The 24,957-nt window shown below is 62.7% G+C and carries 21 protein-coding genes; 11 read left to right on the top strand and 10 right to left on the bottom strand.

The features are described 5' to 3' along the window. Positions 1–170: 170 nt before the first annotated feature. From MVC20_RS01040 to MVC20_RS01015, 6 genes are all read right to left on the bottom strand, one after another. Positions 171–1,118, bottom strand: a complete 948-nt coding sequence (locus MVC20_RS01040) for a hypothetical protein (protein ID WP_297537602.1) — start codon at positions 1,116–1,118, stop codon at positions 171–173. 71 nt (positions 1,119–1,189) lie between these two features. Continuing rightward, on the bottom strand, positions 1,190–2,188 hold the full coding sequence (locus MVC20_RS01035) for a diacylglycerol kinase family protein (RefSeq protein ID WP_297537600.1): 999 nt from the start codon (positions 2,186–2,188) through the stop codon (positions 1,190–1,192). Between the two features lies 1 nt (position 2,189). Beyond that, complete coding sequence (locus tag MVC20_RS01030; RefSeq protein ID WP_297537598.1) at positions 2,190–3,341, bottom strand: ELM1/GtrOC1 family putative glycosyltransferase; 1,152 nt, start codon at positions 3,339–3,341, stop codon at positions 2,190–2,192. Then, on the bottom strand, positions 3,342–4,322 hold the full coding sequence (locus MVC20_RS01025) for a sulfotransferase domain-containing protein (RefSeq protein ID WP_297537596.1): 981 nt from the start codon (positions 4,320–4,322) through the stop codon (positions 3,342–3,344). It abuts the gene before it with no gap. Between the two features lie 102 nt (positions 4,323–4,424). After that, positions 4,425–6,374 (bottom strand): acyltransferase family protein, encoded by a 1,950-nt coding sequence (locus tag MVC20_RS01020; RefSeq protein ID WP_297537594.1) that lies wholly within the window; start codon positions 6,372–6,374, stop codon positions 4,425–4,427. Positions 6,375–6,421: 47 nt separating this feature from the next. Next, a complete protein-coding gene (locus tag MVC20_RS01015; protein WP_297537592.1) occupies positions 6,422–7,099 on the bottom strand; it encodes a class I SAM-dependent methyltransferase in 678 nt (225 codons plus the stop codon). Between the two features lie 560 nt (positions 7,100–7,659). Between MVC20_RS01015 and MVC20_RS01010 the strand changes: the two genes are divergently transcribed. Next, complete coding sequence (locus tag MVC20_RS01010) at positions 7,660–10,572, top strand: calcium-binding protein (protein ID WP_297537590.1); 2,913 nt, start codon at positions 7,660–7,662, stop codon at positions 10,570–10,572. Positions 10,573–10,725: 153 nt separating this feature from the next. After that, complete coding sequence (locus tag MVC20_RS01005; RefSeq protein WP_297537588.1) at positions 10,726–12,456, top strand: calcium-binding protein; 1,731 nt, start codon at positions 10,726–10,728, stop codon at positions 12,454–12,456. Between the two features lie 3 nt (positions 12,457–12,459). Here the strand turns inward: MVC20_RS01005 and MVC20_RS01000 are convergent, their stop codons facing one another. Beyond that, a complete protein-coding gene (locus tag MVC20_RS01000) occupies positions 12,460–13,389 on the bottom strand; it encodes a LysR family transcriptional regulator (RefSeq protein WP_297537586.1) in 930 nt (309 codons plus the stop codon). A gap of 130 nt (positions 13,390–13,519) precedes the next feature. Between MVC20_RS01000 and MVC20_RS00995 the strand changes: the two genes are divergently transcribed. Genes MVC20_RS00995 through MVC20_RS00985 form a run of 3 tightly spaced genes read left to right on the top strand, consistent with a single transcriptional unit; the run spans position 13,520 to position 15,215 of the window. After that, on the top strand, positions 13,520–14,065 hold the full coding sequence (locus MVC20_RS00995) for a peroxidase-related enzyme (RefSeq protein WP_297537585.1): 546 nt from the start codon (positions 13,520–13,522) through the stop codon (positions 14,063–14,065). Between the two features lie 55 nt (positions 14,066–14,120). Then, on the top strand, positions 14,121–14,594 hold the full coding sequence (locus tag MVC20_RS00990; protein ID WP_297537583.1) for a nuclear transport factor 2 family protein: 474 nt from the start codon (positions 14,121–14,123) through the stop codon (positions 14,592–14,594). A 15-nt stretch (positions 14,595–14,609) separates the two neighbouring features. Continuing rightward, entirely contained in the window at positions 14,610–15,215 is a 606-nt protein-coding gene (locus MVC20_RS00985; RefSeq protein WP_297537581.1) for a pyridoxamine 5'-phosphate oxidase family protein, read from the top strand. A gap of 6 nt (positions 15,216–15,221) precedes the next feature. On the opposite strand, the gene MVC20_RS00980 is transcribed toward MVC20_RS00985, so the two are convergent. After that, positions 15,222–16,178, bottom strand: a complete 957-nt coding sequence (locus MVC20_RS00980) for a phosphotransferase (protein ID WP_297537579.1) — start codon at positions 16,176–16,178, stop codon at positions 15,222–15,224. 102 nt (positions 16,179–16,280) lie between these two features. On the opposite strand from MVC20_RS00980, the gene MVC20_RS00975 reads away from it, so the two are divergent. Genes MVC20_RS00975 through MVC20_RS00960 form a run of 4 tightly spaced genes read left to right on the top strand, consistent with a single transcriptional unit; the run spans position 16,281 to position 20,471 of the window. Beyond that, positions 16,281–16,523 (top strand): exodeoxyribonuclease VII small subunit, encoded by a 243-nt coding sequence (locus MVC20_RS00975; RefSeq protein ID WP_297537577.1) that lies wholly within the window; start codon positions 16,281–16,283, stop codon positions 16,521–16,523. A gap of 5 nt (positions 16,524–16,528) precedes the next feature. Further along, on the top strand, positions 16,529–17,392 hold the full coding sequence (locus MVC20_RS00970) for a polyprenyl synthetase family protein (RefSeq protein ID WP_297537575.1): 864 nt from the start codon (positions 16,529–16,531) through the stop codon (positions 17,390–17,392). A 32-nt stretch (positions 17,393–17,424) separates the two neighbouring features. Further along, entirely contained in the window at positions 17,425–19,353 is a 1,929-nt protein-coding gene (gene dxs, locus MVC20_RS00965; protein WP_297537573.1) for a 1-deoxy-D-xylulose-5-phosphate synthase, read from the top strand. A gap of 32 nt (positions 19,354–19,385) precedes the next feature. Continuing rightward, positions 19,386–20,471 (top strand): PQQ-dependent sugar dehydrogenase, encoded by a 1,086-nt coding sequence (locus MVC20_RS00960; RefSeq protein WP_297537571.1) that lies wholly within the window; start codon positions 19,386–19,388, stop codon positions 20,469–20,471. 47 nt (positions 20,472–20,518) lie between these two features. Here the strand turns inward: MVC20_RS00960 and MVC20_RS00955 are convergent, their stop codons facing one another. Next, on the bottom strand, positions 20,519–21,520 hold the full coding sequence (locus MVC20_RS00955) for a GlxA family transcriptional regulator (protein WP_297537569.1): 1,002 nt from the start codon (positions 21,518–21,520) through the stop codon (positions 20,519–20,521). Between the two features lie 174 nt (positions 21,521–21,694). Here MVC20_RS00955 and MVC20_RS00950 point away from each other — a divergent pair, with 174 nt between their 5' ends. Then, positions 21,695–23,065: a class II 3-deoxy-7-phosphoheptulonate synthase gene (locus MVC20_RS00950; RefSeq protein WP_297537566.1), complete on the top strand. Its 1,371-nt coding sequence runs from the start codon at positions 21,695–21,697 to the stop codon at positions 23,063–23,065. 53 nt (positions 23,066–23,118) lie between these two features. Here MVC20_RS00950 and MVC20_RS00945 read toward each other — a convergent pair whose 3' ends face one another. Next, entirely contained in the window at positions 23,119–23,769 is a 651-nt protein-coding gene (locus tag MVC20_RS00945) for a PAS domain-containing protein (RefSeq protein ID WP_297537564.1), read from the bottom strand. A 239-nt stretch (positions 23,770–24,008) separates the two neighbouring features. Between MVC20_RS00945 and MVC20_RS00940 the strand changes: the two genes are divergently transcribed. After that, on the top strand, positions 24,009–24,899 hold the full coding sequence (locus MVC20_RS00940) for a YicC/YloC family endoribonuclease (protein ID WP_297537562.1): 891 nt from the start codon (positions 24,009–24,011) through the stop codon (positions 24,897–24,899). Positions 24,900–24,957 lie beyond the last annotated feature (58 nt).

Raw genomic sequence — 24,957 nt, 5'->3', positions numbered from 1 at the left:
TCGGTTTTTGTTCTGAGCGGCTCTATACAGCAGAATTTGCAGAGACGCCATGTCCAGAAACACAATAAAAACTGTCGTGTATTGATCTGGATCAGAGAATAGCCCCAATCTTACACGTTTGTAACGCAAGATGATCGCGATACGCGGGTTCTCGCCCAAGGTGGGCGGCCCTAACGGAACACACCCCTGCGGTAGAGATGACGCATGAAGCCCCAGATGTGGATCAGCGGGCGGCGGCGCACCTTGTCCGGGATTTCCACCACCTGACCCGAATGGCGCGAGAGCTTCCACGCAAGATAATCCAATCCGCCCTCGAAGGTGAACAAGCCCTTGATGAGCCGTGCCACCGACAACGCCTTGCCTTGCACCCGCCGCAGCGCCCAGAGCGCGGGGGCCAAACGACGTGCGCGGGCTGTAACCGTGCCGTGATAGGTCAGGCTGCCATCGGCGCGTGTTTCAAGGCGCAGAACATCGCCCATGCGCGGCAAGAGCGCCTGCGTCATCGCCGCATAGAATGCGCGCCCATGGCCTGCCAGTTCCGCCGCGCGGCCTTGCCTTTCGGCGCGCAGTTCTGTGGCATAGCTCAGCGCCAGCGCCCCCTGCCATAGTTCATCAAGCGACCCCTCGGGCGGCAGGGCGGGCAGGGCGCGGCGCAAGAGCGTTTCGCCCGACCGGAAAAAAGCGGCGTGCAACCGATGCTCCACGTCCGTTGACTGGCACCAGACGGGTTTGACCGGCTGCGCAAAGCGCCCCCAGAGATAGGATTGAAACCAGCCGGGTCCGGCACCGCGTTCAAACTGCCGCAGGCTGAGGACGGCATATTTGCAGCGCACCGTTTCTGCGCCCACCGGGGTCTCAAGATAATAGACATTGGGGGGCAAGATGCGCCCGGCCAGACGCAACCACAGCCTTGGTTCGGCCCTTGGCGTGCTCTCGACCAGAACATAGAAATCGACCAGCCCGTCAAGCAGATCGGTGCTGCGCAGGCACGATCCATAGAGGATCACCGCCTGCAACCCCTCGCCGAACCGGGCGCTAAGCGCGTCCATCAACGCCCGGAGCGGCGCAGAGCTTTCCAGCGTGGGGCCGTCCGGTGTGGGATACTGCGCGGCGGTCATCGAGTTCTTGCCTCATGTCGGGTCTTGGCCGTGTTTTTATACGCGCGGGATGCCCGCGCCAACAGCCTGCGCTATTTTGCGCGCAGAAAGCGGATCGGCCCTTCCGCCTCGATCACCAGCGGCACATCGCCCCCGGCGGTGGCGAATAACTCGCCATCCAGGTTCAATTCGCCCTCAAAGCGCAGTTCGATCCGCGCCCCACCAAAGCTCTCATAGCCGTTCTCGACCGTGACATGGCGGTTGGGACGCCCGCGCAACACCGAGGGAAAGGCGCGGGCAAAGCGCCGTGCGCCGCCTTGAATCGCGGTCAGGCCGATGGGTTCCTCGCCTTTGGCCCAAAACGGTCGAATACCCAGAAAAAGCCGCCCCAGCGTGCTGGCCACAAGGATCAGCATCGGCGCCTTGTCGCGTGAAGCATCCGCCCCTGATCCATTCTGCACCGCCATCGCAACATGGGTCGGTTGGTAGAATCTCGGGTCTTGCCGGATCAGTCCCCAGACCGACCGAACCAACACCATACCAAGGCTCAGCTCGCCGCCCAGCCCGCGCGAATGTACATTCTTGTGGGCAAAGCGGGTGGCCTGCATGATTGCGCCCGTGCCCAGAAACATCCCGTGGCGGACATGGCCATCGGCCGCCCCGGTGACCCGCATGATGTGGCGCGTGCGAATATCCCCGGTCAGCGGCGCGCCGCGATCCAGCCAGCGGAAAAAGCGCTTGAGCGCCTGTTTGTGCGACGACGCAACCCCGATATCCCCCGCCGTCATATTGGCGGTGCCACCGGGCAAAAGCACGATGAGCGGTAGCTGGCCCTGCGCCCAGTGGCGCAGTATCATGCCCAAAGCTGCGGCAATCGTGCCATCGCCGCCATTGATCACCACCACATCCGGGCAGGACGCTGCCAGTTGCGGAACCAGCGCTTCGGCCTCATGCGGCGAGCGGGTGACGTGATGCGCAACCTGCGGATAAGCGGCCAGCCGCGCAACGATGCGTGCCTGCCATTTGCGGTTGTTGCCGCTGGTTGGATTGCTGATCATGCAGATGCGGGTCGCGCCGCCGGTGTTGCCCATGTCAGCGCCCCGACAAGAGCGGATCAATCCGCGCAAGGATACGCGCGACATCGGCATCCGTGGCCGACAGCGCCGGACGCTCGCCCCTGCCGGCAGTCTCGCTTTCGCCCATCCATGTCGCCAGACCGCGATCAATCAGGATCTGGTGAAACCGGGGGAAATGCCGGGTCTGTTGCAACATCCGCATGTGATAGAGCCCGCGCGCCAGGGCAAGGCGCAGGCGCTCGGCCAGCCCCGCGTTGCGGCGGTTCTGAAACATCCACGCGGCCGCCCGTCGTCGTGCATCGTCGAATTTGCCCAAGGGACCATAGGGCAGGGCCACGATTTCCAGCGCCTTGCCCAGTCGCGCCACCTCGACCAGCATCGAAATGCTGTCGCCTGTCACGACGAAACGATCCGCCAGCGCCAGAAGGCCGGTATAGGGGTTATCGTCGTCGGACTGACCCCAGTCAAAGCGCTGCACCCCCTCGGGCAGACCGGCCGTCACGCGGTCGAGAAATCCCTTGGGCGTGCGGCGCGACCCCACGATATAGGGCGTGCCGCCCGTCGCCAGCACCTGCGCCATACGGGCGCGCACCTGCGCCTCCATCTCGGCGTTATAGACAAAGGGGCTGGTTGGCCCACCGATCAGGAACACAACCAAGGGCCGGGGCAGGGCATCCAGCCGTGCCTGCCAGGCCTTGCGCCCCGCCTCCAGCCGCTCGGGGCTGATCTTCATCAAGGGCAGATCGATCTGCATCACATTGTCAAACGGCGCGGGCAGGGTTTCCGCGCTGGTCACGATCAGGTCGAACTGCGCCATCTGATGCGAGAACCAGCCCGCAGGCTTGCCCACAAGGACGATCCGCGTCCGCCCGCCCGATTGCTTCTTGATCCAGAGCGCGACATTGGCCGGGCGACGGCCCCGCGTCAGGATCAGATCGGGCCATGGCGGCTCGATCGGATCACTCAGGCTCTGGTCGATATGATAGAGCGTCGGGCCCACGCGCGGTTTGCCCACGACGAATTTCGGCAGCATTTCGAGATGCCGCAGTTCCGACACCCAGCCGCGTTCGCGCGCCAGCGCCTCGGCCACGATCTCGACCTGGGCATTATCGCCGCGCTTGTCGCCCAGAACCCGCCAGATGCGGGGCGTTGCGTCAGGCTGGTGCATTTAACCCGCGCTATCCGGTTTGGCGGACGCGCCGTAGCGATAGACGGGATCAAGCCGCGCCTCGACCAGCGCGTCGATCACCGCAACTTGCGCGTCGTCGAAATAATCGCGGTAGCCGCCCACCTTGGCGCGCCGGGTCTTGTAGCTGTCCGGGTTGCTCTTGTCTCCGGGGGCGACGCGCGCGCCACTCAGACGGAATCCGCTGTCGGCCTCTTTCTTCTTCATATTCTCGAAATCCGCATACTCCACGGCCTCCTGGATCACGGCGGCATCGGCGGGAATTTCGAGAAACTGTGCGACCTCGGTCAGCACCGTGTGGGGATTGGCGCGCATGTCCTCATAGCGGATGAGGCAGAGCGCGCGCATCTTGTCCATTTCCCGCGCCCAGAGGTTCATGAAGTCGATGATCTTGGGCAGGCCACCGCCCTCGTGCAGCACAAAGTCGTAAATCGGCGTATCTTCGTCATGGGCCGGGTATTCGTTGAGCAGTTTCTTTTCCGACGGCATGCGATAGCGCCATTGAAAGAATTGCGACACCGCGACATCGCGCGGGTCGCGCATCATCAAGAGCACCTTCTTGTCGTAGAAATCCGCTTTGTTGTCGGTGTTTCCGGTGAAATCGCCGATGTAATTGTCATGGGTAAAGAACAGGCGTGGCGCGCGGCGGTCCATGTTGTGGAAATTGTCAAAGCCGATGAGAATATCCTCGGGCAGATCATAGACCTGTTGATAGAGCCGCGAGATCATGACCCTCAGCCATGTGCGCCCGCTCTTGCCAAAGGACACGACCACCGCATCGGCGCGTTGCAGGCTGGCGAATTGCTCGCGCCCGCGCATCTGGCGTTCGGCGCGGATGCGCGTCTGCTGATCCGCTCCCGTCATGTCCATCTTGAGCTTGAGCAGGCGTCGGCTGGCCTTGCGCCAGACGACCTTGCTGGCCTCGGGAAAGGAGGCACGAAGAAGACGGAGGGTGTCACGCATGGTTTTGGGCCTTTTCTGCCGGTGTCACGACAGACCTGTGCGCCGTGACCGGTTTTGGGGGTCGCATACCCATTCTACGTCCAATTTGCCATATCAAAAGCGTCACTGCGTCAGCGGAGCCTTGCCCAACACCAGATCCGCGATGGTCGGGCCAAAGATATGCTCGCCGCAGGGGCTGAAATGATCCACGTCCCAGAAGGTCAGGCAGTCGCCCTGCAAAAGCGCGTCCTGATCGAAATCGAGCGCGTCGATCAGCGAAACATAACGATAAGCATTCTGTGCTTCGGCTTCGGCTTCGATCCGCGCTTCCAACACGTCAAAATGCGCCAATGACACAGGGTTGAAGCGTAGACGCTCAGGGCTGTAATTGCCGGGATTGCTCAGATCCACCCGCGCCTCGGCAAAGGGGCCAAGCCAGAGCACATCAAGCCCCTCAGGCAGCCGTGCCAGATAGGCAGAGGTGAGGGTGATATTCTCTTCGGCGATGCGCGCCTCGCTGCCCGGCTCAAAGGCTGCGTCACTGTCGCCCTCGTTGCGATGATCGAGAATGTAATGCGACCCCGAGACATGGAAAACCACCTGCGCCACCGCATCACGATGCGCCTCTAGGAACTCAATCGCTGCCTCATAGGAACATTTGGCCTTGTACTGATAGGGGCGGCACCCCCCCCGTGTCAGGCCCACCAGGAACGGAAACCGCTCGGTGCTGCGCAGGGCGTTATAGACATTCTCGGCGTGCGAGTCGCCCAGGACGAAAATCCCCGGCCCATGCTGCGCGGCGCAATCCTGCAACCGCGCACCGAAATCCTCTTTCAGCTCTTCATCGCGAAAGCGGCAGCCGTCATCGGCCACGCGCGAGCGGGTGGCGGTCGGGCTGAACCGTTCGTAATTGGCGCGTGTCACGGGATCGAGCCTGTGCTCAAGGTAATGCGCGCGATACCCGTCGGTTTCCTGCCCCAATAGACCAAGTCCGCCCAGCACGGCCATGCACACCGCCGCCGTTCCGAAAAGACGCAGGGGCGGCAACGCGTGCATGCGCCGGAACGGCCGCTCTACATAGCGCCAGCTGATCACGGCGAGGGCAAAAGCCACCGCACAGGCAGCGAGCATCAGCCAGAGATCATCGCGCCCCGTGCCGATCCGCGTAAAAACCAGTGCCGGCACGTGCCAGAGATAGAGCGAATAGCTGACCAGCCCCACAAAGACCACCGGACGCCAACCCAGCAGTCGGCCGGTCGTGCTCTGCCCCGTGGCACAGGCGATGACCAGCGCCGCCCCAACACAGGGCAAAAGCGCGGCCACACCCGGAAACGGCGTTTCGGTGTCATAGGCAAACACTGCCCCGAGGATCAGCGCCAGCCCGAGGAGCGCGCCGTGCCGCCAGCGACCGCTCTCGCGCAGGGCGGCCCCTTGAGGTGTTGCCAGCCAGTAGGCCACGAGAACGCCCACCATCAATTCCCACAACCGCGCATAGAGCAGAAAGAACGCGCGCGCCTCATTGCCCCGCGCGATCTGCCACTGGGCGAGGCCAAGGCTGATGAGCGCCACCGCCAGGAAAATGCGACCCTGCCATTTTGCCCCGGCTCGCCATGTCAGCAAAACCGCCATCGGGAACAGCAGGTAGAACTGTTCTTCGACCGAGAGGCTCCAGTTGTGCAAGAGCGGCTTGAACTCTGCGGCGGTCGCGAAATAGCCGCTCACCTCCAGAAAGTAGACATTCGCGAAGAATACGGTCGAGGCGGCGATACTGCCGGAAAACTCGGCCATCGCCGAGGGATCAAGCAACGCCCAGGCGACGGGATAGCTGATCCCCATCATCACGAACAGCGCCGGAAAGATACGCCGGATCCGGCGGCCGTAAAAGCCAGCCAGTGTAAAGCTGCCCGCTGCGCGCTCGCCCAGAATGATCGAGGTGATCAGATAGCCCGAGATGACAAAGAACACATCGACGCCGACAAACCCGCCGGGAAACAAGGAGAGACCGGCGTGATAGAGCACCACAGGCAGGATGGCCACGGCACGCAGGCCGTCAATTTCGGGGCGATACTTCATGACATCACTACTCGGGACACGTCAGGCTCTGACAGCGCAGGCGCGGATCAGGCCATCCGCTCCACGGTTTGGTATTCTTTCTTGCGGTTCTTGGCGAAGCCGAACTTTTTCTTGCGCCCCGTCGCGGTCGAGGTGATCAGCCGGTAAGAGACATCCGTGTGCCGCATGGCGATGGCATGAAAGAGACCGGCCCACCATTCCGGCGACTTCACGGTGCAATGCACATTCTGCCCGTTGGGCAGCACCTTGACCGCCGGATAGCAGGCGACATTGGCATAAAGAAACTTGCGCGCATAGCCGAACATCTCATCCACGATCCAGGGGACATCGGGCGTGGTGATATGTTCGAGAACATCGGTGCAGATCACCCCGTCATATTGCCGGTCCGGCAATTCCTTGAAGGGCTCGTGGCCGGGATCATAGCAACGGATATCGGCAACGCCCCAATAGTCCTGAATGCTGGGCACCACCTTGTCCTTGCTCAGCGCCACGTCGCGCAGGTCGTACCCCACGCCCTTGCCCGCGCCGTAATCCAGAATATCGGCAGCGCCCGTGCGTTCGATCATCTCCTTGATGCCCGGCGCATGGCGGATCAGCATCTTGCCCGGAAAAGTCTGCGTGCCGGACTTGCCCGCCGCCGCTTCGCCCTCTTCATGCAGCCGCTCATACATGGCCACCATGTCGAGATATTCGGGGCTGGGATTGCCGCGTCCGTAAGAGGTCATGCTGTCTGTCCGTTCTTGCAAAAGAGTGTTCCGTCGAGATTTTGACGCCCTCTTAATCCCTAAGCAGCGGCGTTTCGACACTAAAATTGTCGCGGGCGGGGCAAATGTGGCGAGGGATCGCGCATTCTTGCAGGAAATCTGGTGGGGTGCTCTGGCCCCACGGCAATATGCCCGAACGCGGTATCGCGACAATCAGGATACCCGCAATAAGCCGGAAAAGGCCGAGGTCATGCAGGAAACCCCTTTGAAACAATAGCATACCTATCCCGCCCGAAGCTGTTTGAACGCTTCTCGCGATGCGGTTTTCCTGATCCGTACGGCGCTTTGCCTGAACAGCTTGGGCTTGTCTGCTGCGCGGTAAGGTAAACGGATACAAAAAATTTCTCTTTACCCGCGGCTTTGGCAGGCGCTTTGCACGCAATTTGCAGCATTTCCCATGGATCTACCCCATAAGGATAGCTTTCAAAATTCGGAAAATTAAACTATGGGTAGTTTTATTGTTTTAGAGTTTCACTTTTGCGAGTTTTTCGACCTGTGTTTCATAGTCTCAGGATATGTGAATGATACGCGTTGTCGATCAGACAGATGAAAACACGGGCACTGTCGTGACCCCCGACATGTTTGGCACCAATCTGACAATCACGACGGATATCTCTCTGCGCGACAAGGTTCTCGACAGGTTCACCGAAGCAAAAATCACCTCTCTGCGGTTTCCCGGGGGCTCGATTACCGAGAGCCATTTCGACATTTCCGATATCGCCGGCGGCAGTCACGAGCGCACGGTCGGGTCATTCGAGAATAGCGGCGAGCTTGATCTGATCGCTTTTTCCGATTTCCTGGATTTCTCGGCCAGCCTTGGCACGTCCACGACCCTTGTCATTCCAACGGCCGTGGGCTTCAGCCAATCCGCCGGTGAGGCGCTTCTCGCGGGCAATTATGGCGACCGTCTGGTCTCGGTCGAGTATCTTCAGGACGTCGCGGATTTCGTTGCCATGGCGGTAACGGAAGCGGCGGAAGCCGGCGTGCAGATCGACGCCTTCGAAATCGGCAATGAATTCTGGGGCTCCGGGCGCATGGCTGCGCGTGAATACGGAAACTTGGCCGCAGCTGTCGCGCAAACGGTTGAAAATACCCTTTTGAATCTGGGCATTTCTCGCGCCAGTCAGCCCGATATCGTGGTCCAGACCCTGAGCTCGGCTGGCGTCTACTCCCCCAATGGCGACGGCCAGCTGTTTGTCGATCCGCTCACGCATTTTGTCTACGAGCCTTGGAAAATCGGCGGTGCCGGTGTTCCGCCGCTCAGCCAACTTACAGAAGTCACCGTGCCGTCGCAGGGCAGCGCGCGCACGCAGAACGCGGCGATTATCTCTGCCTTGGGGCACGACTCTGTCTATGTTCAGGCCGACGATGGCACCGTCTTCACATTCGACACATCCGAGGCATCCAACGCCATCGACGCCATCAGCGAACATTACTTCCTCGACGGTGGGCTTGGTGCAGTCGATACGCAGGAACAATTCGGCTTTAGCCAACTCGAATTTTTTCGCATGAATGCCGCGGGCCGCGACCCGACACTGCCTGAACTCGACTATTACATCACCGAATGGAACGTCAGCCGCATCGGCGACGTGAACGAGGCCAATAACCGCGGGCTGCAACACGCGATCCTGGATGTGGCCATGTTCTACGAGATGGTCACGCATGACGTGACCACGGCGCATTACTGGCCGTCGCTCTTCAACAACAGCCGGTCTGTCACCCTGGTCTGCAGCTGTCGCGGCCATCTGACCATCGCCGGTGAATCCTATGCGCTCTTGAACCAGGCCATCGGCATGACCCCAGTTCTGGATTTCCTCGAAGCGGACAATATCACGATCCACGGCTTCGAGAACGGGCCGGACTCGTTTTTCATCCTTGCCGACCTGAGCGGGACGGCAAGCGACAAGACGCTCGATTTCAGCGCCGTGCGCGATCCTTCCGCCACCCTCTATCGGATCTCCTATTCCGAACTCTGGGATGGCGGGGCAGGCGGACAGGACGAAAAGGCGGCACAGGTCGTGATCGAAACCGAGTTCCTCGATCTCATTTCTGCCGAAGAGCTGGATGCCTTCCTCATCACGATGCAGGCGTGGTCGCTGGTCTACATGAACCTTGAGGCCGTGACCGAAGGCGTCGCCGCCGCGCCGGGACAGGCCCGCCGCGTTGTGACCGTGACCGTCGGCGATGACCCGCTCAGCCTGGGCGACGTGCCCGGCGAAGAGGATCACCATACGCGGGTGGATGGTCCACGCTTTATCCTGAACGGCGGGGCGGGCGATGATACGTTGAACGGCGGCGCAGGCGATGACCGCCTGATCGGGGGGCTGGGCGATGATCTCCTCCGGGGCGACATTGGCGAAGACGTCGCGGTTTTCGACACCATTACAAGGGCATCTGTCACCTTCAGCGTTATCCCGAATGGATTGCGTGTGACCTCCGCGCTTGGCATCGACGATCTGATTGGCGTGGAATGGATGGAATTCGCGGATCAGACGGTTTCCGTAGCGGCGGTGCTGACCGGATTGCCCGATTTCGGCGGGGGTTTCGTGGTCGGTGAAGACTCCGGACAGTCCCTGGTCGGCACGGATGAGAACGACACGCTGCTCGGCGGAGCCGGCAATGACACGATCTCTGGCGGTCAGGGAAATGATAGCCTCGATGGCGCAGCGGGCGACGACCGTATCTCTGCCTCGGACGGCGATGATTTCGTGCTGGGCGGCCTTGGGCACGACAATATCGGCGGTGGCCTGGGCGATGACAGCATCGACGGCGGAGATGGCAATGACACCATCGGCGGTGGCTTTGGTCAGGATAGCATCTCGGGCGGCGCGGGCAATGACGTGGTCGGGGGTGGCGCGGATGACGACACCCTCTCGGGCGGCGCAGGCAATGACAGCATGTCGGGCAGCTTTGGCACAGACCTCATTTTCGGCAATGATGGCAACGATGACATCGGCGGCGGGGCGGGCAAGGATACCATCAACGCTGGCGTGGGCGATGACCGGGTCGGGGGCGGCGAAGGAAATGACAACATCCTTGGCGAAGACGGTAATGATTTCCTCGCCGGAGGTGGCCGCGACGATGTCATCAGTGGCGGCGCGGGTAATGACACGATCAATGGCGGCGCGGGCAATGACCGCATGAACGGCGGTGCAGGCGCCGATCAATTCGTGTTCTCGTCCTTCTCCGAGGGCGAGGTAGACGTGATCACCGATTTCGAGGATGGCATCGACAGCTTCTTCATCCGCCGCTTTGATCCCGACACCGGGTTTGAGAACATCAACAACGGCGGCAACGGTCTGGCCGGGTTTGTGACGGCGATGAACATCATCGACACCGTTGCAGGCGCGCAGATGACCGTGAATGGTAACGTCATCCTTGTCGAAGACATCACGGCGGCACAGCTGACGCTCGAGGATTTTCAGTTCCTCTGACAGTGTCGCGCAGAGATACCCTGGCACGTTCAGCGTGCCTCTTAGCCCCTGTCGATCCGACCGGCGAAGAACCGCTCGGCGGCCGAGTACTCTGTGCTTGAAACTGGATGTGTTCGGCTCTACCGAGCGAAGAGATCTTTGCTAGGTGAGTTCATGAATCTTTTTACAGTCAACGGCTTTGCCGCGCGTATTGATGACTTTTTCTTGTTGCCGAATGGCACGATTTCGGTTGTCGCGGAAAACTTCAGGACAGTGTCGCTAGAGCTGTCAGTTCCGACCGATCAATTCTCTTATCGCTTCGCAGAACCCGCCACCGCCGGAGACGTGCCGGACGTCATCATCAACAACCTCGGCGATTTTCAGGTGGCGCGCCTTGAGGGCATTGACCTGAGACTGGCTGCTAGCCCGATTGATCAGCCGTCTTTGGGCCTGCTGACGACCACATCCGGCTCTGCCGTTATGCTGTCGTTCTTCAATTTCGAGACCAATGACAATTACTTCTTCCAGCTTGGCAACTCTTCCCTGACGCAGCCCACGGATCTTGCGTCTTTCCGGCAGTACGTGTCGTCGATCGTCGCAGGTAACCCGGTGACCCAAGGGCCTTTTAGCGCAAACCAGCCTATTTCGCTGGCTGCGTTCGCGAACACGACGATGTCGGAACTCTCCGTCGATGATCTCGTGATCGGCACCAGCGGTCCTGACTTTCTCACAGGCGGAGAAGGGCAGGATACCCTGCAAGGGCTGGATGGCAATGACGTGCTGAACGGCGGCGAGGGCGATGATCTGCTGGACGGCGGCGAGGGTTTCGATAGGGCTAGATATGAGATTGGCGCGCGGAGCGAGTTTCAGATCACCCTGACCGAGACCGGCTTGCGCATCACCTCGCCCAATGAGGGCGTGGATGATCTGATCAGTATCGAGCAAATCGAATTTGAGGACCAAACCGTTCTGGTCAGCGATCTGATCGAGGAAATCGTCGGGCGTCCCGGCGTGTTCCTTGCGGCGGCAGAGGGGGGGGATACCCTTATTGGCTCCGATGACAACGACACTCTGATCGGGGGGCAGGGCAATGACGGGCTTGCGGGCGGCCGCGGCAATGACTCGCTGGATGGGGGCGGCGGCAACGATTCCATTTCCGGCTCCGACGGCAATGATCTGATCTCCGGCGGCCTCGGCCACGACAACATCGGTGGTGGTCTGGGGAATGACACCATCGACGGTGGCGATGGGGATGACATCATCGGCGGCGGTTTTGGCGCGGATAGCATCACGGGCGGTGCTGGGAATGACCTGGTCGCCGGCGGGGCGGACAATGACACGCTTTCGGGCGGCGACGGCAATGACAGCATGTCCGGCAGCTTTGCCAATGACAGTATCGACGCGGGCGCGGGCAATGACGACATTGGCGGCGGCACCGGGCGCGACACGATTGATGCGGGTGCCGGTAACGATAGCGTCGGTGGCGGCGAAGGCGACGACAGCATCTCGGGCGGCGACGGCAACGACTTCCTCGCCGGTGGCGGGCGCAATGACACCATCGACGGCGGCACGGGCAATGACACGATCAATGGCGGGGCCGGTAACGATGTGATCACCGGCGGCAGCGGCGCGGATCAATTCGTCTTCGCCTCCTTCTTCGAGGGCGAACTGGATATCGTCACCGATTTCGAGGATGGCATCGACCGCTTCTTCATCCGCCGCTTCGATCCCGACACCGGAGTTGAGAACATCAACAACGGCGGCAACGGTCTGGCGGGTTTCGTTGCGGCGATGAATATCGTCGACACGGCGGCGGGCGCGCAGATGACCGTGAATGGCAATACGATCCTCGTCGAAGGCATCGCGGCATCTCAACTGACCGTGGATGATTTCCAGTTCCTGTAATCCTCACCGCGGCGGCGGGCCTTCGACACCTTCGGCCAAATCCTCAAGCGCGGATCTGAGGCGGGGACCCGCGAAATCCAGAAACGCGCGGAGCTTGGGGGCCATCAGCCGCGCCTCCGGGTAAACCAGATGCACCGGCTGCGGCGGCAGGGTGTGGTCCTGTAAAACAGGTATCAGACGGCCTGCGCGTATATGGCCTGCGACCATATAGGACAGGGCCGGCGTGATCCCCTGACCCAGAATCGCGGCGTCGATTGCCGCCACCGCATCGTTGATTTCGAGCCGTGGGCTGAGGGCGACGCTGGCGATGCGCGGCCCGGCCCGGTGCCGCCATTCGCGATTGGGCATGAGCCCGGTAAAGGCAATTATCGCATGGTTGCGCAGGTCCGCCGGCGTCTGCGGCACGCCCGCCTGTTCCAGATAGGCGGGGCTGGCCACCATGATGCGATGCACCGTGCCCAACCGTTTGGCAATCAGTCGCGACTCGGGCAACTCGCCGATCCGAATGGCCAGGTCCACGCCTTCCTCGACCAGATTGACCACACGGTCGAGCAACAGCACGGATACCGATACGCGCGGATGCGCGACCAGAAATCCGCCCACCACCGGCGCAAGGGCGGACCGGCCAAACGTCACCGACGCGGTAAGCGTCAGATGCCCCTGCGGCGCGGTCGTCTCGCCCATCGCCTCGCGTTCAGCGGTCTCAAGATCGTTCAACACGCGCCGCGCGGTTTCGAGAAAGCGCGCGCCCGTGTCGGTGATGGTGACATTGCGCGTGGTGCGCTGAAAGACCCGCGTCCCCAGCCGATCCTCGAGCGCCGCAATCGCCCGTGTGACGGCGGGCGGCGACAGGTGCAGACGCCGCGCGGCACCCGCAAAGCTGCCCGCCTCCGCCACCGCGATAAGCACCTCGAGTTCATGCATCCGGTTCATTTATTATTCCTCTATATGGAATAAACCATTCCACATTTCGAATATTCTTTCAAACAACATTATGCCCCATCTTATGCCCGAGCGCGGCACACCGCCTGCGCACCCACAACACAACACAAGGACAACCCCCATGGCCCGTATTTCCGTCATCGACCCGCAAACCGCCACAGGCGACGCCAAGGCCCTTCTGGACGCCGTGCAATCGTCGCTTGGCATGGTGCCCAACTTTATCCGCGTTCTGGCCAACAGCCCCGCAGCGCTTCAGGCCTTTCTCGGGCTGCACGGCATTGCCGGGGCAGGGGCGCTCGATCCCCTGACGCGCGAACGCATTGCTTTGGCCGTGGCCGAGCAGAACGCCTGTCAGTATTGCGTCTCGGCCCATACCGCGATTGGCCGCAAGGTGGGCCTCGACAATGCCGAAATCCTCGCCAATCGCGCTGGCCGCTCGGCCGATGCCAAGGCCGAGGCGGCGCTGACCTTTGCCCGCGCCCTGGTCGAACATGCCGGTCAGGTCAGCCAGGCCGAGTTCGCCGCCCTGCGCACCGCTGGTCATTCCGACGCCGAAATCGTCGAAATCATTACCCATGTGGCCATGAACATCTTTACCAATATTCTGGGCAAGGCCACACAGGTCGAGATCGACTTTCCCAAGGTCGCGTTGAACGCGGCGGCCTGACCCATCCAGGCGCATGGCGCGTTCGCGCGCCATGCCTCACAACACAGGAGCAACCATGACCGATAGCACCCGCCCCCCGCTGCCACCCTTCACCCGCGAGACCGCCATTCAAAAGGTGCGCATGGCCGAGGATGGCTGGAACAGCCGCGACCCTGCCCGCGTTTCACTGGCCTATACCCCGGACAGCCGCTGGCGCAACCGCGCCGAATTTCCCGTGGGCCGCGAAGAGATCGTCACTTTTCTCACCCGCAAATGGGCGCGCGAACTCGACTATCGGCTGATCAAGGAACTCTGGGCCTTTGCCGAGAACCGCATCGCCGTGCGCTTTGCCTACGAATGGCGCGATGATGCCGGCAACTGGTATCGTAGCCATGGCAACGAGAATTGGGAATTCGACGAAAACGGCCTGATGCGCCTGCGCTTTGCCAGCATCAATGACCAGCCGATCAAGGAGGCTGATCGCAAGTTCCACTGGCCGCAAGGGCCGCGCCCCGCCGATCACCCGGGCCTGTCCGATCTTGGCCTGTAACCGCAAGAGGATGCCATGCCCCATCATTTCGCCGAGATTGCCTTCACCCCCACGGTGACGCGCCTGCAAGAGGATCTTGGCAGTCGTGCCGCCTATGCCCGGATGCAGGCGGCAGAAGACCCGGTCAACCTGCACCTGTCCGCAATCGAGGCCGAGTTCATCGCCGCGCGCGACTCGGTCTATATGGCAACGGTCACGGAAACCGGCTGGCCCTATATTCAGCATCGCGGCGGACCGGCGGGGTTCATGCGCGTGCTGGACGACCGCACCCTCGGCTTTGCCGATTTTCGCGGCAATCGCCAGTATATCAGCCTCGGCAATCTCAGCACCGATGACCGGGTGTCGCTGTTCTTCATGGATTATCCGAACCGTCGGCGGCTCAAACTGTTCGGCCGCGCGCGGGCGGTGGGACTGGAGGATGAAGACCTTCTCGCGCGGCTGGAGATGCCCGACTACCGCGCCCGGATCGAGCGGGGGTTCCTGATCACTGTCGAAGGCTTTGACTGGAACTGCCCGCAACATATCACGCCGCGCTTCACCGTGGATCAGTTGGAGGATGTGACAGCCCCGCTTCACGCGCGCATCGCGCAACTTGAGGCGGCATTGCTCGAGGCTGACTGACCGGGGTCAGAGCGAGGCAAGATCCTCCAGCAAGAGGCCATACATCTCTTCCGCGCGCTTGATCCGGCTGGGTTTGAGCGCGCGGGTTTCAACCCGGATCAGGGCCTCAATCCCGATAAAGAACGGCAGCCAAAGACGCCGCTCCACATCGGTCAGCGCGAAGACGTCGGCAAAGACCTCCAGTCCTTCGGCATCGACGCCCAGATGGCGCCGCCCCGACGGGATCATGCCGCGCCGCCCCATATGCACCAGAAAGCGCGCGATATCCTTGCACACCGGCATCCGGCCAGAGCCGCCGGTGTCGATCCCGGTCAGGCGGTCCGCCCCCAGAATGAGGTTGTTGGGGTGAAAATCGCCATGGCTGATCGCCTCGCGCCATTCGGCCCCCTCCAGCGCCGCCGCCATCTCGGTCAGATGCACGAGAATTCCGCCTTCGATGCGGCGCAACCGTCCAAAGGGCTGCGTGGCCGAGGCGCGCGCGGCCCGGGCAAGCCACCCTTGCGCATTGCCGCCTTGCCAGGCTTCGCTCACCTCGACATAGCGCCGCAGCCATTCCGCGGCCGGGCGCAAATGCTGCGCGCGGCTTGGCACATCCGCATGCCAGAGATGCTCCAGGAGCGGATCACCTGGCGCGCGTTCCATGACCAGCAGAAAGGCATCAGGCAGATAGGCGATGGGCTCCGCCACGCGATAGGCCCCCTCTCGCATATGTGGCCAGATGCGCTGCAACTCGGCCCATTCCTTGGCCAGTGCCGCGGCACAGCGCTCCTCGACCAGCCGCGCCACCACCGCGCGCCCATCCAGACGTCCCGCCAGAACCGCGCGCTTGCCCGGCACGATGCGCAGCACCTCGGACAGATCCAGCCCCGCCACCTCGGGATGCCGCGTCACGACAGCCCGCAACCGCACGTCAAGTCGCGCCAGCGCGTCAAGGTCGGGCAGGGGATCGGCAGGCTCTGACATGGGCCAACTGTCCCTCAGCCGCTTGGCAGCGTCAACCGAATTGCACCCCCCGCCAGAGCGCCCTATGTTAGCCGGTGAAACACCACGCAAGAGGACCAGCCGATGACCGAAACGCCCCCCTCCGAAATGACCTTTGAACAGGCGATGAAAGAGCTGGAGCAGGTCGTGGGGCGGCTGGAACGGGGCGATGTGGCGCTGGACGAGTCGATCACGCTCTATGAGCGCGGTGCCAAGCTCAAGAAACGCTGCGAGGAAAAGCTGAAAGAGGCCGAGGAAAAGGTCGCCGCCATCACCCTTGATGCCGATGGCCAACCCACCGGCACCACGCCGGTGACAGGCCTCTGACCCGGATGCAGGCCCGACTTGCCGCCGAGGCCGCGGCGATCCAGACGCATCTGACCTCTGTGCTTGACCCCTTCGGCACCGGTCCCGTGGCCGAGGGCATGCGCTATGCCACGCGGGGCGGCAAACGCATCCGGGGATTTCTGGTGATGGAAAGCGCGCGATTGCACGATGTCGCCGAGAGCGCCGCGATCTGGCCTGCCACCGCGATCGAGGCGCTGCACGCCTATTCCCTCGTGCATGACGATCTGCCCGCCATGGACGATGACGATCTGCGCCGGGGCCAGCCCACCGTGCATGTCAAATGGGACGAGGCGACCGCAATTCTTGTCGGCGACGCGCTGCAATCGCTGGCCTTCGAACTGGTGGCGCATCCCGATTGCGGCCCGGCTGCGGTGCGCGCCGATCTGGCACTCAGCCTCGCCCGCGCCGCAGGCGGGCAGGGGATGGTGCTGGGTCAGGCGCTCGACATCGCTGCCGAAACCGCGACGACGCCTCTCACCCTCGACGAAATCACGACCCTGCAAGCGGGCAAGACGGGCGCGCTCATCCAATGGTCCGCGACGGCAGGCGCACGCATGGCCAATGCCGACAGCCGACCGCTCGGCACCTATGCCCGCGCACTGGGCTTGGCTTTTCAGATTCAGGACGATGTGATCGACGTGACGGGCGATGCCGCATCCGCGGGCAAGGCGGTGGGCAAGGATGCCGCCGCAGGCAAGGCGACCTTTGTGTCGCTGCTGGGCCTCGAGGGTGCCCGCGCCCGCGCCGCATCTCTTGTTGACGAGGCCTGCGACGCGCTATCTTGTTACGCAGCCCGCGCGGATGCCTTGCGCGATCTTGCCCGCTTCGTTATCTCGCGGCAAAGCTGAACATCGCTGCAATTTCCCCACGGAGGGGCATCATGTCCGACCGCCCGAAAACACCGCTGCTCGATCAGGTCGCAAGCCCCGCCGATCTCAAACGGTTTTCCGATGCGCAGTTGGCGCAACTGGCGCATGAACTGCGCTCCGAGACCATTTCCGCCGTGTCCGAAACCGGCGGGCATCTGGGGGCCGGGCTTGGCGTCGTGGAACTGACCGTCGCGCTGCATCACGTGTTCGATGCGCCAAGAGACAAGATCATCTGGGATGTGTCACACCAGTGCTACCCGCACAAGATTCTGACGGGCCGCCGCGACCGTATCCGCACCCTGCGGCAAAAGGATGGGCTGTCGGGGTTCACCAAACGCTCGGAATCCCCCTACGACCCCTTTGGCGCGGCCCATAGCTCGACCTCGATCAGCGCGGCCTTGGGCTTTGCCGTGGCGCGTGATCTTGGCGGCAACTGCCCCTCGGGCCTCGGCGATGCCATCGCGGTGATCGGCGACGGGGCCATGTCGGCAGGCATGGCCTTTGAGGCGATGAACAACGCAGGCCACCTCAAGAAGCGCCTGATCGTCATCCTCAACGACAACGAAATGTCTATTGCCCCGCCGGTGGGCGCGCTCTCGTCCTATCTCTCGCGGCTTTATGCCGAGGCCCCGTTTCAGGATTTCAAGGCCGCCGCCAAGGGGGCGATTTCCCTCCTGCCGCCCCCCTTTCAAGAGGGCGCGCGCCGCGCCAAGGACATGCTCAAGGGGCTGGCCGTCGGCGGCACGCTTTTCGAGGAACTGGGCTTCAGCTATGTCGGCCCCATTGACGGCCACGACCTGCAACAGCTTTTGCCTGTGCTGCGTACCGTCAAGGCGCGCGCCACCGGCCCGATCCTGATCCATGTCCTGACCAAGAAGGGCAAGGGCTATGGCCCGGCCGAGCGTGCCCGCGATGGCGGCCATGCCACCGCCAAATTCGACGTACTGACCGGCGAACAGCGCAAATCGCCCTCCAACGCGCCCAGCTATACGAGCGTGTTTGCCAAGGCGCTGCTGACCCACGCGGCACAGGATGACAAGATTTGCGCCGTAACCGCCGCCATGCCCGATGGCACCGGCCTCAACCTCTTTGCCGAGCGCTACCCGTCGCGGCTCTTTGATGTGGGCATCGCGGAACAGCACGCCGTGACCTTCGCGGCGGGGCTCGCGGCGGGGGGGCTCAGGCCGTTCTGCGCCCTCTATTCCACCTTCCTGCAACGCGGCTACGATCAGGTGGTGCATGACGTGGCGATCCAGCGCCTGCCCGTACGTTTCGCGATCGACCGCGCGGGGCTGGTGGGGGCCGACGGGGCCACCCATGCGGGGGCTTTCGACACCGCCTTTCTCGCCAATCTGCCCGGTTTCGTGGTCATGGCCGCCGCCGACGAGGCAGAGCTTGTCCATATGGTCGCCACCGCCGCCGCCCATGACGAGGGTCCGATCGCCTTTCGCTATCCGCGCGGCGAGGGGATGGGCGTCACCATGCCCGAACGCGGCGAACCGCTTGAGATCGGCAAGGGCCGCATCATCCAGGAGGGCGCGCGCGTCGCGATCCTGTCCTTTGGCACGCGCCTGTCCGAAGTGCTCAAGGCCAGCGAATCCTTGCGCGCGCGCGGGATCACGCCGACCATTGCCGATGCCCGCTTTGCCAAGCCGCTGGATGAAAAGCTGATCCTCGATCTCGTGCGGAATCACGAGGCGATGATCACCATAGAAGAAGGGGCGATTGGTGGATTTGCAAGCCATGTCAGTCACTTCTTGGCCGAAGCTCAAGTATTTGACCGAGGTTTCAAGTTCCGCTCCATGGTCCTGCCCGACACGTTCATAGATCAGGCCAGCGCCGAGGATATGTATGCGGTGGCGCGCCTCAACGCCGCCGACATAGAGGCGCGCGTGCTCGATGTGCTGGGCATCGCCCAACTGGCTGGAAAACGCGCCTGACATCCCTATCTGGAAGGGAAAAGGAGACAGCCATGCGCCTTTTCCCTCTCATCCTCGCCGCTTGCCTTGCCATGACCCCGGCCTACGCGCTTGACAGCAGCGCGGGCAAACTGACGGTCACGAAAATGGTTGACCAGTTGAACGATCCCTGGGCCATCGGCTTTCTGCCCGATGGTAGCCTGCTGATCACTGAAAAGGCCGGGCGCGTTCTCCATATCGAGAACGGCCAGCGCCGGGAATTGGGTGGCCTGCCGGATGTCGCCACGCGCGGACAGGGCGGTTTGCTCGATCTTCTCATCCCCCGCGATTTCGCGCAGAGCCGTCAGCTTTACTTCACCTATTCCAAGCCGCAACAGGGCGGTGCCGGCACCGCCATCGCCCGGGCCCGCCTTGCCCCCGGCGCGGACCGTCTGACCGAATGGACGGTGATCTTCGAACTCGAACCCGGGTCTTCGGGCGGGCGGCATTTCGGATCTCGTCTGGTCGAAGGGCGCGACGGGATGCTCTACGCCACCATTGGCGACCGCGGTGATGACGACTCTGCCCAAGACCTCTCGCGCCAGAACGGCTCTGTCATCCGTATCGCCCGCGACGGGTCCATCCCTGCCGATAACCCCTTCGCTCAGACCGCAGGCGCGCAGCCTCCGATCTGGTCCTATGGCCACCGCAACCCGCAAGGGGCCGCGCTTGATGCCCAAGGCAACCTCTGGGTCGTCGAACATGGCGCGCGCGGCGGCGACGAGGTGAACCGCATCGCAAAGGGGGCGAATTTCGGCTGGCCGGTGATCTCTTATGGCCGCCACTACTCGGGGCTCAAGATCGGCGAGGGCACGCAAAAGCCCGGCATGGAACAACCGGCCCATTACTGGGACCCCTCCATCGCGCCCTCAGGCATGATGATCTATCAAGGCGAGATGTTCCCGGAGTGGCGCGGCGACATCCTTGTGGGGTCGCTCAAGTTCGACATGATCTCTAGGCTCAAGGGGGCGCCGCTACGCGAGGTCGAGCGTCTGAAATCCCGCGAAACCCAGCGTGTGCGCGACATACGCGAGGCCCCCGATGGGTCAATCTGGTTTCTCAGCGTCGGGCAGGGTGCGGCCTATCGCCTCTCGCGGTGATCCGAAATCTTCAAAAGATTTCGGACCGCTTTCTTTTCAAGAAAGCGTCATACCGACAAACGGGAACTATGCGCACCACGCTCGCGATACGGCGTGGTGTTGTAATGCGCCCGGTAGCATTTCGAGAAATGCGACGGCGAGGCAAAGCCGCAGGCCAGCGCCACGTTGATCACCGTCATGTCGGTCTGCATCAAGAGGTTGCGCGCCTTTTGCAGGCGCAGTTCCATGTAATACCGTTTGGGGCTGCGGCTCAGATAGCGGCGGAACAACCTCTCGAGCTGCCGGGTCGACATGCCCACGTCGCGGGCCAGTGTCGCCGGGCTGATTGGTTCTTCGATATTGGTCTCCATCATCTGGATGACCTGGCTCAGCTTGGGATGCCGCACGCCGATGCGTGTGGGCACGCTCAGACGCTGTGTGTCCTGATCGGTGCGGATCGAACTGTAGATCTGCTGATCCGCCACCGCATTCGCCAGCTTTTCTCCGTGATCGTCGGCGATGATGTTGAGCATGAGGTCAATCGACGATGTGCCCCCCGCCGTGCTCATCCGGTTGCCGTCGATGACAAAGACCGATTTTGTCAACGTCACATCCTCGAACTCCTCGAGGAAGCTGTCGTGGTTCTCCCAATGGATCGTCGCGCGCTTGCCGTCGAGCAAGCCCGCACGTGCCAGCACATAGGACGCGGTGCAGAGCCCGCCCATGCGCAGCCCCTTGCGCGCTTCGCGGCGCAGCCAGTTCAACATGCGCTTGGTCGCGGCCTTCTGCACATCCACGCCGCCACAAACCAGCACGACATCTTCGCGCGCCAACTCCGACAGCGGAAAGTCGAGATTGAATCGCACCCCGGCAGAGCAGGTGATGACATCATCGGAATCGCCGGTCAGAACCCAGCTGTACAGCTCCTCCTCGGCCATGCGGTTGGCGATGCGCAGACATTCGATGGCCGACGCAAAGCTGAGCAGGGTGAACTTGTCCAAGAGCACAAACACAAAGCGTTTTGGCTCTTTGGGGGCTTTTACCGCGATTTTCGTGGTCTCTGACGTCATCATCACCCGATTCCCCGGCGCAATGGCCTCTTTATCGGTCTGTCACGAATCTGTCGCGATTGACAAGAGAGGCATGGTCGATTTGCGACGTATTCTTGCGCGTTTCATATGGCCTCTTGCCCGCCGCTTTGCTAAGCACGGGTCTCAGATTACGTTCAATGCGGAGTAAGGACGATGACGGAATGGCAGAAAACGGGCTGGCGCGCGAAACCGCGGGTGCAGATGCCCGATTATATCGATGCCGCCGCTCTGGCCAATGTCGAGGCGCGTCTGAGGCAGTATCCGCCGCTGGTTTTCGCCGGTGAGGCGCGCCGCCTCAAGCGCGCGCTTGGCGCCGCCGCGCGCGGCGAGGCATTTCTGCTTCAGGGCGGCGATTGCGCCGAGGCCTTCGATCAGTTCTCCGCCGATGCCATTCGCGACACCTTCAAGGTGATGCTGCAAATGGCGATGGTGCTGACCTATGGGGCCAAGGTGCCGGTGGTCAAGGTGGGCCGGATGGCCGGGCAATTCGCCAAGCCGCGCTCGGCCCCGACCGAGGTGATCGATGGCGTGGAACTGCCCAGCTACCGCGGCGACATCATCAACGAACTGGCCTTCACCCCCGAGGCGCGCATCCCGAACCCGGACAAGATGTTGCAGGCCTATACGCAGGCCGCCGCCACCCTCAACCTTCTGCGCGCCTTCTCGACGGGGGGCTATGCGGATGTGCATCAGGTTCATGCCTGGACCCTCGGCTTCACCGAAAGCGAGAAGGCCGCGCGCTACCGCGAGATGGCCAACCACATCTCGGATGCGCTCGACTTCATGAAGGCGGCAGGTGTGGACAGCGACAACGCCCATACGCTCAAGACCGTGGATTTCTACACCTCGCACGAGAGCCTCTTGCTGGAATACGAAGAGGCGCTGTGCCGGCTCGATTCCACCTCCGGCAAATGGCTGGCGGGCTCGGGCCACATGCTCTGGATCGGCGACCGCACCCGCCAGCCGGATGGCGCGCATGTCGAATTCCTGCGCGGCGTGCAGAACCCCATCGGCCTGAAATGCGGCCCCTCGATGACGTCTGACGATCTCAAACGCCTCTTGGCCACGCTGAACCCCAGCAACGAAGCCGGGCGTCTCACGCTCATCGCGCGTTTTGGCGCGGGCAAGGTGGGGGAAAACCTGCCGCGCCTCATACGCACGGTGCAGGAAGAGGGGGCGAATGTTCTCTGGGTCTGCGATCCGATGCATGGCAACACGATCAAGTCCGCCACCGGCTACAAGACGCGGCCGTTCGATGCGGTGCTGCGCGAGGTGCAGGAGTTCTTTGGTATCCACAAGGCCGAAGGCACCATACCCGGCGGCGTGCACTTCGAGATGACAGGGCAGGATGTGACCGAATGCACCGGCGGCATGCGGGCGCTGTCCGAGGAAAACCTCTCGGCGCGCTACCACACCGCCTGCGACCCGCGCCTCAATGCCAGCCAGTCGCTTGAACTGGCCTTCCTCGTGGCCGAAGAGCTGAAATCCCTGCGCCACGACCGCCGTCAGGCCGAAGCCGGCTGAACCACCTCTTGACCGCAACAGGTCACGTGCCTGTTGCGGTCGATCCTTGCGCCTTACTTCACTACGCGCAGATAGCCGCGCCCGCGCGGTGCACCACGCCCACGCCAGTCGTCACGCCGCCCACCGGGCAAAAGATCAAGGCGCCGCACCCCCGTGATCCGGGCCTCCAACGGCAGAACCCGAACCGCCGCCATCTCGAAGCGCCGCGAGGCACGCCCGATCTCGCCCTGTGTCACCAGACAGCCAAGGGCTCGCGACACATCGCCCAGATCGCTGCGCAGCGGCCAGAGCATGAGACGCCCGGTCATTTCAGGCCGCCCCAATCCCGCTCTGGCGTGAAGGTCGATCTCCACCCGGGCCGGTCGCTCGAAAAGATCGACCAAGGCCAGCGCAAAGGCCTCGCGGGCGCTCGGCGCGATGAAACTCGACAGCGGCATGCCGCGCACCTCCATGCCCATCAGCGCATTGAGATGAAGCCCCGCCACCCGCAGGCGCGTAACCCCCGGCGCGATCCGCTCGGCGATGAACGCATTGGACAAAAGCCCGCCAATCCGGCGCGGGTCTATGTCAGCGCGGCGCGGCACCTCTGATCCCTCGCAAAGACCGGCCCAATAGCCATGAAGCGCCTGCAGATCCGCGGCCTGTTGCCGGTCTTGGGGGGCCACTTTGTCCGATGCATGTGGGCCTGTTGTGTCATTCTGCATGGCTTGCTCCTTTGCAGCCCGTATCCCAGGCGTCGCGGCATCAGCCTGCCTGGTGAACCTTGCGCCACCCCTGCGGCACCGCACGTTGGATCAAGACTGCCACAGGTTTCCGGGAATTTGTCTAAAAATCGCGGCGATTGGTTAACCTTCGGGACCGTCAGGCCGCGCCACCGGGACTTGTCAGCCGCCGGGTCACGCACTAGGACGGGGCAGACCGCCTGCGCCGAGGACCCTAGCCGATGATCCAGTCGATGACCGCTTTCGCCACCGCCAAAGGGGCCATTCCGGGCCATTCCTGGACCTGGGAGTTGCGCGGTGTGAATGGCAAGGGGCTCGACCTGCGCCTGCGCGTGCCCGACTGGATCGAAGGGCTGGAGCCGGCCTTGCGCGCGCGGCTGGGGCAGGGGATCACACGCGGCAATGTCTCGCTTACCCTGCGCCTGACCAGCGACGATGCCAGCGGCCAATTGGCGGTCAACCCCGACCGGCTGGACGATGTGCTGCGCGCCATGACGCTGGTCGAGGATCGCGCCATGGCCTGCGGCCTCTCGCTCGCCCCGGCCACCGCCGCCGACATCCTGTCCCTGCGCGGCGTGATCGAGGCAGGCACCGGCGACAGCGACACCAGCGCGCTCTGCGCGGCGCTGCTCGCGGATTTCGAACCGGTCCTGCAGGATTTCCTGGCCATGCGCGCCACCGAAGGCGCGGCGCTGGCCAAGGTGTTGCACGCCCAATTGGACGAAATCGCCCGCCTGACCCAAGCCGCTCAGGACCTGCTCGTGCAGCGCAGCGCCGACATTGCCCGCACCCACCAGACGGCGCTTGCGCGCCTGCGCGATACCGCCACCGATCTCGATCCCGCGCGGCTGGCTCAGGAACTGGCGCTGCTGGCGGTCAAACTCGACGTCACCGAAGAACTGGACCGCCTGCGCGCGCATGTGGCGGCGACGCGCGCGTTGCTCGAAGGCGGCGCGCCGCTGGGGCGCAAGATCGACTTTCTGAGCCAGGAATTCAACCGCGAGGCCAATACGCTTTGCTCCAAGGCACAACATGCGGGCCTGACCGAAATCGGGCTCAGCCTCAAGACCGTGATCGACCAGATGCGCGAACAGGTGCAAAATGTCGAATGAGGCACAGGCCGCACGACCTGAATTTGAGTATTTTCACCAAGAAGAAGGGCAGGGAACA

This window comes from Roseovarius sp. (genome assembly GCF_027019125.1).
GTDB lineage: Bacteria > Pseudomonadota > Alphaproteobacteria > Rhodobacterales > Rhodobacteraceae > Roseovarius.
The sequence above is the reverse complement of the archived record's forward strand: the minus strand, read 5'-3'. Positions and strand labels throughout refer to the sequence as shown.